This window comes from Pseudanabaena cinerea FACHB-1277 (assembly GCF_014696345.1).
Taxonomy (GTDB): domain Bacteria; phylum Cyanobacteriota; class Cyanobacteriia; order Pseudanabaenales; family Pseudanabaenaceae; genus Pseudanabaena; species Pseudanabaena cinerea.
Genome location: NZ_JACJPY010000023.1, coordinates 40229 through 54108 on the forward strand (window position 1 = coordinate 40229; position 13880 = coordinate 54108).

The 13880-nt window shown below is 44.2% G+C and carries 17 protein-coding genes; 8 read left to right on the forward strand and 9 right to left on the reverse strand.

All coding sequences use genetic code 11. The annotated features are described in order from the left end of the window. Nucleotides 1-64: 64 nt before the first annotated feature. The 7 genes from H6F44_RS09430 to H6F44_RS09460 all read right to left on the reverse strand — a co-directional run bounded on the left by H6F44_RS09430 (nucleotide 65) and on the right by H6F44_RS09460 (nucleotide 5239). Nucleotides 65-1243: an LptF/LptG family permease gene (locus H6F44_RS09430; protein ID WP_190350697.1), complete on the reverse strand. Its 1179-nt coding sequence runs from the start codon at nucleotides 1241-1243 to the stop codon at nucleotides 65-67. A gap of 27 nt (nucleotides 1244-1270) precedes the next feature. Further along, the gene (locus H6F44_RS09435) at nucleotides 1271-1717 is read right to left on the reverse strand and encodes a putative toxin-antitoxin system toxin component, PIN family (RefSeq protein WP_190350698.1); all 447 of its coding nucleotides are present in this window, start codon (nucleotides 1715-1717) and stop codon (nucleotides 1271-1273) included. After that, nucleotides 1714-1983 (reverse strand): hypothetical protein, encoded by a 270-nt coding sequence (locus tag H6F44_RS09440; RefSeq protein WP_190350699.1) that lies wholly within the window; start codon nucleotides 1981-1983, stop codon nucleotides 1714-1716. Before H6F44_RS09440 ends, H6F44_RS09435 begins: the two co-directional genes overlap by 4 nt. Before the next feature lie 10 nt (nucleotides 1984-1993). Further along, nucleotides 1994-2209: a hypothetical protein gene (locus H6F44_RS09445; RefSeq protein WP_190350700.1), complete on the reverse strand. Its 216-nt coding sequence runs from the start codon at nucleotides 2207-2209 to the stop codon at nucleotides 1994-1996. Between the two features lie 21 nt (nucleotides 2210-2230). After that, on the reverse strand, nucleotides 2231-2959 hold the full coding sequence (gene lptB / locus H6F44_RS09450; protein ID WP_190350701.1) for an LPS export ABC transporter ATP-binding protein: 729 nt from the start codon (nucleotides 2957-2959) through the stop codon (nucleotides 2231-2233). A 73-nt stretch (nucleotides 2960-3032) separates the two neighbouring features. After that, nucleotides 3033-3647, reverse strand: a complete 615-nt coding sequence (locus H6F44_RS09455; protein ID WP_190350702.1) for an LptA/OstA family protein — start codon at nucleotides 3645-3647, stop codon at nucleotides 3033-3035. Further along, complete coding sequence (locus H6F44_RS09460) at nucleotides 3644-5239, reverse strand: bifunctional pantoate--beta-alanine ligase/(d)CMP kinase (RefSeq protein WP_190350703.1); 1596 nt, start codon at nucleotides 5237-5239, stop codon at nucleotides 3644-3646. The genes H6F44_RS09455 and H6F44_RS09460 overlap by 4 nt, the downstream gene beginning before the upstream one ends. A gap of 239 nt (nucleotides 5240-5478) precedes the next feature. Between H6F44_RS09460 and H6F44_RS09465 the strand changes: the two genes are divergently transcribed. The 5 genes from H6F44_RS09465 to H6F44_RS09485 all read left to right on the forward strand — a co-directional run bounded on the left by H6F44_RS09465 (nucleotide 5479) and on the right by H6F44_RS09485 (nucleotide 8437). Next, nucleotides 5479-5901 (forward strand): Hpt domain-containing protein, encoded by a 423-nt coding sequence (locus H6F44_RS09465; RefSeq protein ID WP_190350704.1) that lies wholly within the window; start codon nucleotides 5479-5481, stop codon nucleotides 5899-5901. Between the two features lie 235 nt (nucleotides 5902-6136). Further along, entirely contained in the window at nucleotides 6137-6520 is a 384-nt protein-coding gene (locus H6F44_RS09470) for a hypothetical protein (protein ID WP_190350705.1), read from the forward strand. A gap of 61 nt (nucleotides 6521-6581) precedes the next feature. Next, nucleotides 6582-7028 (forward strand): tRNA (cytidine(34)-2'-O)-methyltransferase, encoded by a 447-nt coding sequence (locus H6F44_RS09475; protein WP_190350706.1) that lies wholly within the window; start codon nucleotides 6582-6584, stop codon nucleotides 7026-7028. A 123-nt stretch (nucleotides 7029-7151) separates the two neighbouring features. After that, nucleotides 7152-7904 carry a hypothetical protein gene (locus H6F44_RS09480; RefSeq protein ID WP_190350707.1) on the forward strand — a complete coding sequence of 251 codons (753 nt, stop codon included), beginning with the start codon at nucleotides 7152-7154 and terminating at the stop codon, nucleotides 7902-7904. 17 nt (nucleotides 7905-7921) lie between these two features. Then, complete coding sequence (locus H6F44_RS09485) at nucleotides 7922-8437, forward strand: hypothetical protein (RefSeq protein WP_190350708.1); 516 nt, start codon at nucleotides 7922-7924, stop codon at nucleotides 8435-8437. Between the two features lie 151 nt (nucleotides 8438-8588). Here H6F44_RS09485 and H6F44_RS09490 read toward each other — a convergent pair whose 3' ends face one another. After that, nucleotides 8589-9020 carry a hypothetical protein gene (locus tag H6F44_RS09490; protein WP_206754450.1) on the reverse strand — a complete coding sequence of 144 codons (432 nt, stop codon included), beginning with the start codon at nucleotides 9018-9020 and terminating at the stop codon, nucleotides 8589-8591. A 347-nt stretch (nucleotides 9021-9367) separates the two neighbouring features. On the opposite strand from H6F44_RS09490, the gene H6F44_RS09495 reads away from it, so the two are divergent. Further along, nucleotides 9368-10444: a PIN/TRAM domain-containing protein gene (locus H6F44_RS09495; RefSeq protein ID WP_190350710.1), complete on the forward strand. Its 1077-nt coding sequence runs from the start codon at nucleotides 9368-9370 to the stop codon at nucleotides 10442-10444. Between the two features lie 41 nt (nucleotides 10445-10485). Then, nucleotides 10486-12084: a hypothetical protein gene (locus tag H6F44_RS09500; protein ID WP_190350711.1), complete on the forward strand. Its 1599-nt coding sequence runs from the start codon at nucleotides 10486-10488 to the stop codon at nucleotides 12082-12084. Between the two features lie 92 nt (nucleotides 12085-12176). On the opposite strand, the gene murI is transcribed toward H6F44_RS09500, so the two are convergent. Further along, entirely contained in the window at nucleotides 12177-13001 is an 825-nt protein-coding gene (gene murI / locus H6F44_RS09505) for a glutamate racemase (RefSeq protein WP_190350712.1), read from the reverse strand. 187 nt (nucleotides 13002-13188) lie between these two features. On the opposite strand from murI, the gene H6F44_RS09510 reads away from it, so the two are divergent. Beyond that, nucleotides 13189-13707: an inorganic diphosphatase gene (locus H6F44_RS09510; RefSeq protein ID WP_190350713.1), complete on the forward strand. Its 519-nt coding sequence runs from the start codon at nucleotides 13189-13191 to the stop codon at nucleotides 13705-13707. Nucleotides 13708-13880 lie beyond the last annotated feature (173 nt).

Sequence of the window (13880 nt, forward strand, 5' to 3'; positions counted from 1 at the left end):
AAAATTTGTTTTTTGTATCATTAATTTTCATTGCTTATCAAAAAGCCTAAATTTCAAATAAAAATCAAGTAACACGGGTGAGAATCACCAAGCCTGCGGTAATGCCAATTAAATTAGGGAGCCATGCCGCCGCGATCGGTGATAAAAACTCCACCTGCCCTAAAGCACCGCAAATAAACAGCAGCAAGTAATAGCCAAAAATAATTAACACACTTAACCCAAAGCCGATCGCCGCCCCTGTCCGTTGCGGACGCATCCCCAAAGAAGCCCCCACCACCGCAAACACGACACAGATAAAGGGTAAAGCATATTTCTGCTCAAGTCTGACCTCTAACTTGCGAATTTCTTTATTATTACCCGATTGACGCAATAGCTCGATATTACGGCGAATATCAGCAATATTCATCTCCTCGGCGCTGCGTTGCTCTTGGGCAAGATCCAATGGCGCACGCGGTAATTGCAGATCTTGATCGTCAAAGCGAAGAATGCTGCGATAGTTGCCATCAGTACCGATCAAGTAAGTTGTGCCGTTGTTAAAGCGCCAGACATTTTGATCGGGTAGCCATACTGCCGATTCCGCCGCCAAAATTTGTTGCAATTGCCCTTGCGAAAAATCTAGCACCGTTAGTCCCCGCATTTCCTTACCGTCAAAACTACGGGCATAAAAGCTGCGAATTAAACCCTGTTTGGTTGTGCCATCTTCCTGCTCAATTTCGCCATATTGCTGATAGAAAATATCCTGATTTTTGAACTGGACATTTTCTTGGTTAAGGGCGGCGCGAAGGGTACTGCGCGATTGCCAATTTGCCGCAGGCACGATCGCCTCATTAAATACATAGGTCATACCAGTCACAAATAGGCTCAGCACGATCGCTGGTAATACTAGGCGATAGGCGCTTACCCCACAACTGCGGAGTGCTGTTGTTTCGCCATCCCCCGACATCCTGCTATAGGAGAGCAAAGTCGATAGCAACATCGACATGGGGAAGGAATAGACCATAAACCCTGGGATTTGATAGCCAAAGATTTGCAGCGCTGTCCATACGCTTAAGCCCGCATCCGTAATCAAACGGATCAGTTCAAATAGGGAGCCAATCGCCAAAATGACCGATGAGAATGCACCCACACCAAACAAAAAAGGGGTGAGCATCTGCGTGGTCAAGTAGCGATCCATGATCGATAGTCTCGGCAGCCAGTCTAAGGACACATTATTAACTTTTTGCCTAGTTTGGGTCGTTGCCATTTTCTAGATTATTGACTTAGGTTGAGATTACAGGTTTTTGGAGGTTGATGACAAATAATTACCAAAGTATCTTTGCAAAAAATCTTGGGCATTCATAATCGGAATATTTTTATACTGTGATAATACTAATAAATCTTGATCGCCTGTAATAATCACCTGAGCTTGAGCCGCGATCGCTGTCGCTAAAACTATACTGTCATCGGGATCTCGTAGTTCAGGAACAAATAATTCTGTGATCGGATATAAAACAACTGATTCCCGTATGAGGCTGATTACATCGAGAGCAGTTAATTTCATTGCTGCTAGTTTGGGCTGAAATTTTTTCTTATTAAATGTTCGTTCTAACTCATTCAGCAATTTTTGGGAAGAAGCTATTTCTATTAGTTTTTGCTGCTGTAGGGTAACAATCCGATCTGGGCTGCCTCCCCAAATAATAGCTGACACCCAAATATTAGTATCTAAAACTACGATCATTTTGTTGCTTCTTTGCGTAATTCTTTACGGACTTCCTTGACAATTTCACAAATCTCTTCAGTCGAAAGAGCATCTGGATCATCATCGAGCAAATTTCGTCTTTGTCTGAGTTCTTCCCAACTTAATTTAGGCGCTTTCTTGAAAGTGATGGTATCCTCAGTTGTTGTAACCAAATACTCTTCACCGTTGGAGAAGCGATCACGGATTTCTAGCGGAAGTTGTAAGTTTCCTTCGGGGGTTAAGTTAATTGTGATAGTTTTTTGCATCGTTTTTTATTTAGAAGTTAGAAATATTCTGAGCATCTGGTTCACTACCAAACAGATTAAGCAAATCTTGCTTTGATGAGTCATTTATCGCCATGCTTATTGACGGCGTTATCGTTGCTCGCTCTTCAAGAACAGTGATAAACACGCGACTCGATCTAATATTTGGTCTTTCAGCCAACCACTTGACTTGTCCATCTTGAATTATGGCTTCGTAGGTTTTGAGCATTGGTTTATCTTCAGTATTGATCTAAAAATGAAACTTTTCGCCGAGGTAATATTTCCGCACATCGGGATCGTTAGCTAGTTCACGGCTAGAGCCGTCAGCAAAAACTTCACCTTCACGCATGATGTAAGCGCGATCGGTAATCGTCAGGGTTTCGCGCACATTATGATCGGTGATTAGTACCCCCATATCCCGATCGCGCAAATTACTAATGATTGTCTGAATCTCGCTCACTGCGATCGGATCGATCCCCGCGAAGGGTTCATCTAATAAAATAAATTTGGGACCATGCTCACCCACTGCCAATGCCCTCGCAATTTCAGTGCGGCGACGTTCCCCTCCCGATACTTGAATGCCCATCGTATCGGCAATCTTGGTCAGCCGAAATTCTTCCAACAAAGTTCGCAAACGATGAACGCGCTTAGATTTCGGCACATTGGTTTGCTGCATTACCAGTAGCAAATTATCGCGCACCGATAGCTGTCGAAAAATGGTTGCCTCTTGAGCCAGATAAGCCATGCCCATCCGCGCTCTCTGGTGAATTGGCAAGCGGGTAATATCCTGTTGATCGAGCCAGACACTGCCGCTATCGGGCTGGACTAACCCCGTTGCCATATAGAACGAGGTGGTTTTGCCTGCACCATTGGGACCTAATAAACCAACAATTTCTCCTTGTTTGACCATGAGGCTAACCTGCTTAACCACTTGCCGACCACTGTAGTTTTTGCTGACATTATCGAGGGAGATTTGCATGGTTTGCGAGGTTGGTAATTGGGGGATTGGGGATTGGGGATTGGAGGATTGGGGATTGGTTTATGTTGGTATGTTAATTGCTTGGGGGTTGTGGTGTGATGGGACTGATGCGTTGCTTTTTGAAGGATGGCTTGATCTGTTCGACTGGGGTGGCGGAGGTGGCGGGGCTGCTGGCAAGATCGCGATCGGGGACAACGTATATGGTTTCGACTTGCTGATTTGTTTGCGGGGCTGCCACAAAGCGTCCTTCGCTCACAAGATAAGTGATGGTTTGGGCTTTGATGCTATTTACGCCCTCTTGCGTAACTACGACATTGCCCGTGAGAACAACGCGCTGTTCCTTAGAAAAGTATTGGGCTTGTTCGGCAACTGCATCGATCTGACGGGCAGGATAGGTCATTTTTACATTGCCTGTGGCGGTAACTACCCCTGTAAGGGAGTTAGCTTCCTGTACATCGGCGCGGATCGTGAGGGATGTGTTGGCATTCTGTGCCTGACTAGGTAATAGGGGGCTAGAGGCGATCGCTGTTATTGATAGGGACAACAAAAATAGCTGAGTAAGATGCGCTTTGGGCTTCAGTCTTGGGGATGGTTTCACTGATATTGCAGGATTGCGTCTAGCTAATAGCCAACTGCTAAAAGCTAATCGCCAATTGCTAATAGCTAAAATCTGACGGCGTAACTTCATGGTTGCTGTACCTTTTCTTCATACAAATTTATAATAGTTGCGACCACCTCATCGATCGATAGACCATCAGTATTTACTAATGTTGCGTTGGCGGCTTGGGTGAGGGGGGCATGGGTACGGGTGGAGTCTTGGCGATCGCGTTCGCTAATCTCATGTTCAAGGGTGGTAAGGTCGGGAGGGATTTGTCCTTGGGCGATGAGGTCAGCATAGCGGCGATTTGCCCTTTCCTTGGCTGAAGCGGTCAAAAATATTTTTACCTCTGCGTCAGGAAATACATGAGTGCCAATGTCGCGCCCCTCCATCACTACGCCCCCATTTGCGCCGATCGCTTGCTGTTGCTTAACGAGGATTGCGCGGACGGCAGGTTGCGCGGCGATCGCTGATACATTAGCAGTAACTTCGGGGCTACGAATGGCAGTAGTAATATCTTCACCATTAAGCAAGACGCGCATGGGCTGCTCTGCAACAGGGTTATTGAATAATTGGATTTTAGAAGCATTGGCGATCGCGGTAACCTGCTCTTGATTGCGAAGATCTAACCCTTCGCGCAAGACTGCCAAAGTAATACTGCGATACATTGCCCCAGTATCTAGGAATAGCAAGCCCAATTTATGGGCAACGCGCTTAGTGACAGTGGATTTACCTGCACCTGCGGGACCATCGATCGCAATAATTGGTTTTCGGGAAGTAGTAGGACTTAGCAAAATATTATCAATTAAACGAGTATTGCCAATGCGGGCAGCGATCGCCAGCATTAATTCAGACTGGAGGTTAATTTCCTCACATGGACGCAAGGAACTTGCTTCAACTAACTCAATATACTCTAGGCTAATGGCAGGGAAGTTGGCTAGATAATTAGTAACTACACCCACAATCGCCGATGCGGAAATAGGAATAAACGCGGCTTGGTTTTTGGCATCTTGATAAACCTGATGCGCCTTTTGTAAGCTTTGATAAATTTGCGGTGCTAACTCGCGCTCCATCGCTGACAAATACTGATTGCGAGAGCTATATGCTAGTCCACTAGGTTCGCGCACCGTGGCACAGCCGACAATTTTGACGGGTATATGCAGATCCAGCGCCAACTGACGAATGATTGCCAACTGCTGACCATCCTTGTTACCAAAATAAGCGCGGTCGGGCTGCACAATATTTAATAGCTTGCAGACAATCGTGGCAACACCTTGAAAATGCCCCACCCGCGATCGACCACACATTACCTTGGTCATCGCCTCAGGAGGGATCACCTGCGTTAACTGCCGTTTCACCCCCATCTCCTCCGCATTGGGAGCAAAGATCACATTCACCCCCGCATGCTCACAAATGCGGCGATCGCGCTCGATACTGCGGGGATAGCGATCAAAATCTTCATTCGCGCCAAACTGAAGTGGATTTACAAAAATACTGACCACAACACAGCTATTTTCAAGCCTAGCGATTTCCATCAGCCGCAAATGCCCACTATGCAAAGCGCCCATCGTTGCTACTAGTCCAACTGTTGATGAAAATGCTGATACATGAGGTTCTGCCCCCCTCCTGTATATGTTTAGATAATCACGCAAAGCTGCGATCGTTGTAATTACTTGTGTCACTTCTATAACCAAAAACAATCAGAATTAACTTTTATTAAATTTTTAATTCTTAAAACTTTAATAGACTTTACAGCGCTGTGCGCTAACTTAAAAACCAATATCCTGCCTTAGTTTTACTTAAAACCTCAATAGGCTGTACTATGCCTAAGCAGTCTATAATTCTAAATTATCTCCTAAATTAGTACTGTAAATATTACACAAACATTATAGTTAAGCCATGTTAGAAAACGGTAAGATCAATGTACGAATTACAACAAGATAGTGCTGAAGAAGTGGCAAAAGAAACAATAGTTTTTACAAGCTTCTTAGAGTTATCAACACTTGAATGTCAGACTATTCAAGATCTTCGCGCCATGATTGACGATGATCTAGCTTTCTCAGACCTGATCACTGTTTATATTAACTCAGCCAAAATACTCATAGACAAGATTCAAGAAGCTTTTATAGACAATGATACAGAAAACTTAAGAATTGCATCACATTCTCTAAAATCCACTAGTGCTAGCGTCGGCGCAACTAAATTATCACAGATATGTAAATTTGTGGAACAAACTAGTAGGGAAGGAGAAACCACGATAACAGCAGAATTTATCAACGATGTTCTTGTGGGCGAATATAATCTATTGGTACAAGAAATTAAAACCTACGTTACAGCCTATTGAGGCTTTGAGTAGTACGAAAGTGTTTCTAAAAGTATTGCGAAGCAACGCTTTTAGAGTTTTTTTCTGAATTTTAAATAAGCACAAAGCGCTGTACTGACAATATCAGTACGCCTATTTAATAAATTCAAGTTAGCATTAGCCAAAAGCTAAAAGCTAAAAGCTAAAAGCTAAAAGCTAAAAGCTAAAAGCCAAAAGCTATGAAAAATAAAAAATAAAAAGTACAACCTCAATAACCATGGCAAAACTCGATCGCTTGATTATGATGGCAGAAGATGAATTGACGCAGTACAGCACCACGGCGCGTAAAATTGAAAAGCTGCGTCCCAAATTTTGCTTGTCCCTCTCTAGTTTAGAGCGCAAGCAAGCAAAGGCAGAACTGCTTGAAGTTATGCCCACTGACGATCTTAGTAAGATCGTGGAAAATAACCGTCAGTCTGTTTCTTTGCCATTGTGGGGCATCGCGGGTTTGGGTTTACTATTGGGAATCTCTATGGAGCAGCCAATCGACTTTATCGCCACTGTGGTGGGAACGGCTGGGGCGATCGCTGTGCAAAAATGGGGCTGGAAACTGCAAGCAAAGCGCCTTGTGCTACAAACCCTTGAAGATATTGAGAAATAATGACATCAGTAACTTTTAGAGCCAAAAGCGCTAGAGTGTCTAAGGTTTGTTTGTTAGAAAAATGTTGCAAGTTGCCTTAATTTATCCAGAAATTCCGCCCAACACGGGCAATATTGCCCGTACCTGTGCCGCTACGAATACGCATTTGCATTTGGTGGAGCCGTTGGGCTTTGAGATTAGCGATCGCCAATTAAAACGCGCAGGTATTGACTACTGGGAATATGTGAATGTCACAGTTCACCCTAACATTGAGTCTTTGTCTCTGGCAGCTAATGGGGCGCGATGGATTTGTTTTAGTGCTAGGGGCAAGCAGCATTTTCGAGAATTTGCCTATCAAGATGGTGACTGGCTGCTATTTGGTAGTGAGTCGCAAGGGTTGCCCGCCAGTTTGATTGATCACCATTCTTCGGTATATATCCCGATGGAGCATCCTAAGGTTCGTAGTCTCAACCTTTCAGTTAGTGCAGCTCTAGGATTATTTGAAGCAAGACGACAGTTAGGAATCTAGCGATCGCACGTTAGCTAAATTCTTGAAAGTACAGTTTCGCGCTGTTTTCAAAATTTTTCTGGGTTTTAATCTAGCGCAAAGCGCTGTAAAGTAACTACAGTGCATAGATAAAGTGGTTCATCAGTGGTAAACAATTCACCTTATCAAAATCAAGAAACTACAGTTGCATCATCTGCATCAGCAACATCTCCTCAACCACGTCGCCCAACGCGATCGCTTTGGTTAGAGCGCGAATATGGCTGGTTGGTGTGGATATTGCTGCTAGTTTTTGGCGTTATGCTGTTGTTTTGGAACTGGCAATTAATCGCCGCCACGATCGCAGGCATATTAGTAATGGTAGCCATGTATGCGACCCAAGATAGCAATTGGAATCTATTGCTATGGCGCATTCATCGGTTTTCGCAAAGCCCCTATCGACATCTGACCCTATCGGTAGCAAGCGGGACGCTAACTGTGATGCTGACCTATACGGTATTAGCATTATGGTCAACCCAAGAAAATCATTGGTTAGCCTGCGCTAGTATCTTGCAGCTAGTTGGCACATTGGGCGCTTTCGCAATGCTATTGCGGCAATCTTTTCAGCAATGGTTACAGCGTCAACAAAATAATTTTGATCAATTAATTTCGCAATTGACCGCTAAGGATGATTTAGCAAGGCTAATGGCAATCAAGCATATTAATCAATATGTGAAGGATAATTATTTGCCTGCTGCTCAAGAAGAAGCGATCGCCGATTATTGTCAATTGCTGCTTAGCCGCGAAACAGAATCCACCATGCGCGAAGCCTTGTTTGCCACCCTAGAGTCACTAGCGCCAATAGCAGTAAATCCTGTTCTTAAGAAATCGGTTAATCCATCAATACAGTCCGATCATTAAGCTAAACCCTCTAACCTATGTCATCTCAATCGCTAACGCACAACCAAATCCTTGATCACCAAGTAACTTTGTTAGTCCAAAGTACTCCCGATGCCGAAACCGCCAGCGCTGTTAGCATGATCGCCTCCGTTTTGAAGGCGATCGCCCAAAATCTCAAATATACATCCTACTTTGTCATCCAAGATCTAGAGGGCGGATGGCTGCTCACACCCCTTAGCAACCACGAAAACCCTGAGATTGAAAAGGTCACGATCTATGCCTATTGCGATCGCATCCCTGCGAATATTGAATGCCTCAAGCTCAATGACGAGAATCTAGAATGTGCCGAATATAGTGTGGTTGAAATGCTGTTTCGGTTGATGGGGATGAAACAGGTCGACAGCATTGTATTCTTTGATCGGGCGACAGATACGCAGCATGGGATCGAAATTAGCCGCACTGACATTGAGCAGTTATGCGAAAAGCAGATCAAACGCGCTCAGTTTGGTTTGCAGAAATTAATTGAGGTCAAGAACAACTCTAACATCGCTTAGGCTTACCGCGTCTTGCGCTCGGACAAGAAATTTTAAAATGCCGCAAAGCGTCATAATAAAAAGCTAAAAAGCCTTGCTTTGCAAGGCTTTTTAGCTTTTATGGATTGAAATTTGGGCGCTCAGCGCTGTAAAAAGAGGATAGGTACTCTTATTATTCGTAATCGATCAATCCGCACATTACAGCGCCATCGCTAGAACCTTGACCATTTACCAAACAGGCAATCCCTTGGCTGCGGCTCATTGTAACAATGCGATCGTAAGGTTCGTTTATAAGCATATTTTCAGTGATCGCCATTACTTCAGGACTATCGCTTAAAGCGATCGTGATTTGGCCAATACTGGCATCACGATTTTCTCGCTGCATCTCTGATTGGGGCATTGGTGGATTTTGGTAAAGCGCAGCCATGATTGTGGTTTGGGCATTAGCAGAAGCAGCGATCGCCAAACTAGAGATGGTAAATCCTGAAATTGCTAAGATTGCCACTAATACCTGATGCTTAATGACCTGAATTTGTCTAACCGAACATTTGATTGAATATTTCATGACTGCCTCCTGCGCTCTAACTGCTTCTAAATGAATCATCACTGCCTAACTTAATTATTTACTAAAAGTAGCGATCGCTACATCCTGCTATTAATTCAATCGGTCGGGTGATTTATCTAGCAATTTATTTATGTAGTTATCATCTAGCCTTTGCAGAGGAATCGCAGTGACAGCTAGGCTTTGATCCTGTGATCTCGATCGCCATCTTCATTGCCATAAGTAACAGACAGGTTGTGAAATGTGTAGAATTGTATATAAAGGCTTGAGAAAGTTGGAAGAGTAGTATCTAAAACCGCAATAAGCATCTAGGCTAGGAATTGTCTCGAAAATTATTTGCAATCATCTCAATTATTTATTCATAACTCGTCTAAGCGGAGTTCCGCCCTATGATTGATGCTATTATTATTGTTACATTCATTCTCGCTGGCGCTGGTACTGGCTTTCACGGCATCGACTTTTTGCCAACCGACACGATCTCCCAAATTAATGTCCAAAACTTCCGATGGGTGACCATGGGACTCGGCTCCTTTGTCGGACTGGTGGCAGGTTTGATCGTCCAGCACACCTATCGCCGCATCGAGTCAGAAGTGAGGGCGCTGCCCATCGAAACTATTCTCGGTCGCGCTGTGGGGCTAGTCTTTGGTTTACTGGTGGCTAACTTGATGTTAGCGCCATTATTTCTAATCCCCATTGCCGATGACTTTACCTTCATCAAGCCTTTAACCGCAATTTTAGTTAGCATTATTTTCGCCTATTCGGGCATGACCCTTTCCGACACCCACGGGCGAGCGCTATTGCGATTGATCAACCCCAACAATGTCGAGAGCAGCTTGTTAGCCGATGGCACTCTCCGCACCGCCAGCGCTAAGGTACTAGATACCAGTACTGTGATTGATGGCAGAATTCAAACTCTTATGGAGACGGGCTTCCTAGAAGGACAGCTATTGATCCCGCATTTTGTGATTCAGGAGTTGCAGACGATCGCCGACAGCTCTAACGATCAAAAGCGCGTGCGTGGGCGTAGAGGGCTAGATATTCTCAACAATATGCGTGAGCAGTACAGCGATCGCATCACCATTCACTCCGCCGACTACGAAGACGTGCATACCGTTGATGCCAAATTAGTGCGCCTTGCTCAAGAGCTAAGCTGTACCCTCATTACCAACGACTACAACCTAAATAAGGTCGCTAATTTGCAGCAGGTAGAAGTTTTAAATATCAACGATCTGGCTCAGGCATTGCGCCCCACCTACTTACCAGGAGATGCACTGGAAATCAAGGTACTCAAAGAAGGTAAAGAAGCTTCTCAGGGGATAGGCTATCTCGAAGATGGCACAATGGTGGTAATTGAAGAAGGTCGGGAATATCTGGGTAAGCAAATTATTGTGATTGTTACCAGCGCTTTGCAAACTTCGGCAGGAAGGATGATTTTTGCGCGTCACGAAGCGATCGCCACAGTTTAACGAAAATACGCCAATTACCAATTACCAATTACCAATACCCTATGCAAGTTTCACCACCTCAACCACAGCGACAACTAGTGTCAGGCAAAGTTGGGTGGGGTTGGCGGCAAGCGACTTATCCCATCTCTCTGAACTTCGGCCTAACAGGTGGGGTGATGTTAGCTGGAATTATGGCTCAGTTTTTGTCGCAGACAAATATAAATTTATCAATGGATTTAATTCCCCATTTATCGATAAGTCTAGGGGATTTAGCATTAATTTCAATCCTAATGCTGCTCACTGGCTTGATTATAGGGATATTCACGACCAAAGATATTATTTTGGTGTGTCAGCAAAATAGTGAATATCGATTTTCACAGTGGCAAATTCTGGTGATCGCTTTGTATTGGCTGATTTTGATTGCTGGGCTAAGTACTTTGCCAGCCACAGACAACATAGCCAAATCCTTTATGGCACTCTGGTGGATTTTGCCCACATCAATTTTTATAAGTATTTCAGTTAACTTACTATGGCGATCGCTGCATTCTCAAGCTAAAGCAAAGAAAAATAAAAAGTTGCAACTAGCCGCCGATCCAGCAAATATTGATACTCTCAATGTTGTTGCTTATTCCGATCAAACCGTATTAGTCAGCCCTTCAGCACTAGGACAGCAACCAAGACAGTTTAGTGGTTTAGTTTTGTTAGTCTTCGGCTTCTTTCTATGGACAATGCTAGATTTTTCAGCAAATATTAAAGCTATCGCCTCAATGATCGTAGCGATCGTGGGCTTGACAGGTTTCTTTACTTGGCAAATCCAATTACGCCCCTTATCTAAGATTTTACATCTGCGGTTTAGCGGAATGTGGGGCATGGCAGCAGAATATGCGATCGACTTGCGGCCATTTACAAGCTTGTCGATTAGTAAATTGCAGGAAGCGGGAGGAGAACTAAGTTGGATGCAGCTAACGGGTTCCCATCGCGAAGTTACTATGCCTCTCACCATGACGATGATTACAATCGGCAGCAATTACGAGCATGGTCAAGCATTGGGCAAACTAAGTGACCCAACGAGTAATAAATCTCATACTTCAATAAAATCGAGTAACACAAGCCCAGAGAAAGTTATTAACCATCCTAGCCATCAATTAAATGACCAATTGGGGCAGGTAATTCGCCATGAATTTCATCTTGCCAAACAGGAGGCGGAAAGGGACAGTGTGGGTATGTCTAACGTTTTGTTACCTCAAGGTGCAGGAATTTTGGCAGGTATTTCTTTTATGACCATTGGTTGCCTAATTTTATTTCTCTTACCGTTATCTGAGCAAATAATGATTAATGCGATCGCTTGGTTGGCAGTTTGCCTGATTAGCCCAGCGATCGCTAGAACTCTTTTTAAAGCGATCGCGCCTAATAGTTTGCTTAGCTCTAAAGATTATGCCAATCAACATTCTCGTTATAATATTCAGTCTTGGGAAATTGGCACAGCCCTATTATTAATTTGCGTAGCGACTATAGTCCCCAATAGTAACAACTTTGTTTCAGTATCTATCCCCAATCAGCTCTTGCTTTTACTTACCATTGTCTCTGGGTGGTCAGGAGTAAGTATTGGCATTTGTATCTTGTCCTTTGTGAGGCGTACTCCCCTCTCTCATACAAACTAGCCATGGCTACAGCCTATGACAGAAAAAGTCTAAAAACAGCGCATCGCAGCACCACTTTTAGACTTTTTCTGGTTCCCAAGCGCTCAACCAATCTAAGAAAGCAACTCCAAAGAAGACAAAGAAACCTTCTGCACCACAGGTAACTTACCTAACCAGCGCCGCGAAACTTGCGCGAATCGATCAGGGTCACCACTTACGAAAAAATTAGTCGATGCCTTACCACTACAAGAGCATTTTAACCCCATCAGATCTAACTCCTGACTAGCAGCTTTCACCACATAAGAAGCTGGATTCACTAAAGTTACATGTCCTGGCAAGATTATCCGCAATATCCCTGACAAATGCGGATAATGCGTACAACCTAAAACCAGCGTATCGATACCCACCTCAACCAAAGGTCGCAAATAATCCCTTGCCACCTGCAAAGTATAAGGATCATTAATGCGATCGGATTCAATCAAAGGCACAAACTCTGGACAATCAACCTGAAACACCTGCGCTTGGGGATCACTCTCACAAATAGCTCTTACATAAGCTTCACTTCTTACCGTTGCCGTCGTTGCAATTACCCCAATTCGCTTACCCTTGCCCACAGCAGCCCTAGCTCCTGGCAAAATCAAGCCTAAAATTGGTAAATCAAAATCTTTTCGCACAATATCCAAAGCTAAAGCAGAGCTGGTATTACAGGCCATAATTGCCATCTTGACCCGCTCAGATTGCATCCAGTGCAAAATCTCATATACATACTCAATAATTTCCGCAGGCGATCGCTTCCCATAGGGCAGCCTTGCCGTATCACCAAAATAAACCACAGACTCATTGGGCAATTGGCGGTGAACTTCTTGTAAAACCGTAAGTCCCCCAACCCCACTATCAAAAACACCAATAGGGAATCGAGCTTCCTGATGCACAACCATGCAAATCCTCACACTTCACATCCTCACAGTAAAGCATACTTTTTTGCGTGTGAATATCAGCGTAACTAATTAACCTCAAACACAAGCACCATAGACACCTATACTTTTTTATGAGGCAGCAATTTGCCAATCGATCTCTACTCATAAACCCTCAAAAAAAATCTACAAACAAACACAAACAGAAAATATGGACTTATCCCTCATCCCACCCCAACCCAAAGCAGGAATTCTCAACGTCCTCATTGAAATTCCTGCAGGCAGCAAAAATAAATATGAGTTTGACAAAGATCTTAACGCCTTCGCCCTAGATCGCGTCCTTTACTCCTCAGTACAGTACCCCTACGACTACGGCTTTGTCCCCAACACCCTTGCCGATGATGGCGATCCTCTAGATGGCATGGTGATCATGGATCAGCCTACCTTCCCTGGATGCGTTATCCCCGCCCGTCCCATCGGAATGCTAATCATGATTGACGGAGGCGATCGTGACGAAAAGATTCTCTGCGTTCCCGCCAAAGACCCACGCTACAACGAAGTTAAAACCCTAGCCGACATTGCCCCCCATCGTCTCGAAGAAATCGCCGAATTTTTCCGCTCTTATAAGAATCTAGAGAAAAAAGTAACCGAAATCAGAGGATGGGAAGGCGTAGAGGCTGTACAAGCCCTCGTAACCAAATCTATCGAAGCAGCGTTGCCTAAATCCTAAAACTTTTTTTAGAGCTACAATCCTTCTACCGTAAGGAATAGACCAGCTAATTTGAATCTGTCGAAAAACTTTTTCAAAGAAGGGGTTGACAAAGCAATTTAAACAGGTTAACTTAATAAAGCGCTGAAGGGAAAGCGGAGCGAGAGCGAAGCAAACCTGACCCGAAAGGGAGA

Bases quoted from the DNA above. Each gene is read 5' to 3' on its own strand.
- H6F44_RS09475 (WP_190350706.1), top strand. From the start codon at position 6,582: ATGTTGCAAGTTGCCTTAATTTATCCAGAAATTCCGCCCAACACGGGC.
- murI (WP_190350712.1), bottom strand. From the start codon at position 13,001: ATGGTTGTGCATCAGGAAGCTCGATTCCCTATTGGTGTTTTTGATAGT.
- H6F44_RS09490 (WP_206754450.1), bottom strand. From the start codon at position 9,020: ATGATTCATTTAGAAGCAGTTAGAGCGCAGGAGGCAGTCATGAAATAT.
- H6F44_RS09430 (WP_190350697.1), bottom strand. From the start codon at position 1,243: ATGGCAACGACCCAAACTAGGCAAAAAGTTAATAATGTGTCCTTAGAC.
- H6F44_RS09495 (WP_190350710.1), top strand. From the start codon at position 9,368: ATGATTGATGCTATTATTATTGTTACATTCATTCTCGCTGGCGCTGGT.
- lptB (WP_190350701.1), bottom strand. From the start codon at position 2,959: ATGCAAATCTCCCTCGATAATGTCAGCAAAAACTACAGTGGTCGGCAA.
- H6F44_RS09440 (WP_190350699.1), bottom strand. From the start codon at position 1,983: ATGCAAAAAACTATCACAATTAACTTAACCCCCGAAGGAAACTTACAA.
- H6F44_RS09455 (WP_190350702.1), bottom strand. From the start codon at position 3,647: ATGAAGTTACGCCGTCAGATTTTAGCTATTAGCAATTGGCGATTAGCT.
- H6F44_RS09510 (WP_190350713.1), top strand. From the start codon at position 13,189: ATGGACTTATCCCTCATCCCACCCCAACCCAAAGCAGGAATTCTCAAC.
- H6F44_RS09435 (WP_190350698.1), bottom strand. From the start codon at position 1,717: ATGATCGTAGTTTTAGATACTAATATTTGGGTGTCAGCTATTATTTGG.
- H6F44_RS09445 (WP_190350700.1), bottom strand. From the start codon at position 2,209: ATGCTCAAAACCTACGAAGCCATAATTCAAGATGGACAAGTCAAGTGG.
- H6F44_RS09500 (WP_190350711.1), top strand. From the start codon at position 10,486: ATGCAAGTTTCACCACCTCAACCACAGCGACAACTAGTGTCAGGCAAA.
- H6F44_RS09465 (WP_190350704.1), top strand. From the start codon at position 5,479: ATGTACGAATTACAACAAGATAGTGCTGAAGAAGTGGCAAAAGAAACA.
- H6F44_RS09470 (WP_190350705.1), top strand. From the start codon at position 6,137: ATGGCAAAACTCGATCGCTTGATTATGATGGCAGAAGATGAATTGACG.
- H6F44_RS09485 (WP_190350708.1), top strand. From the start codon at position 7,922: ATGTCATCTCAATCGCTAACGCACAACCAAATCCTTGATCACCAAGTA.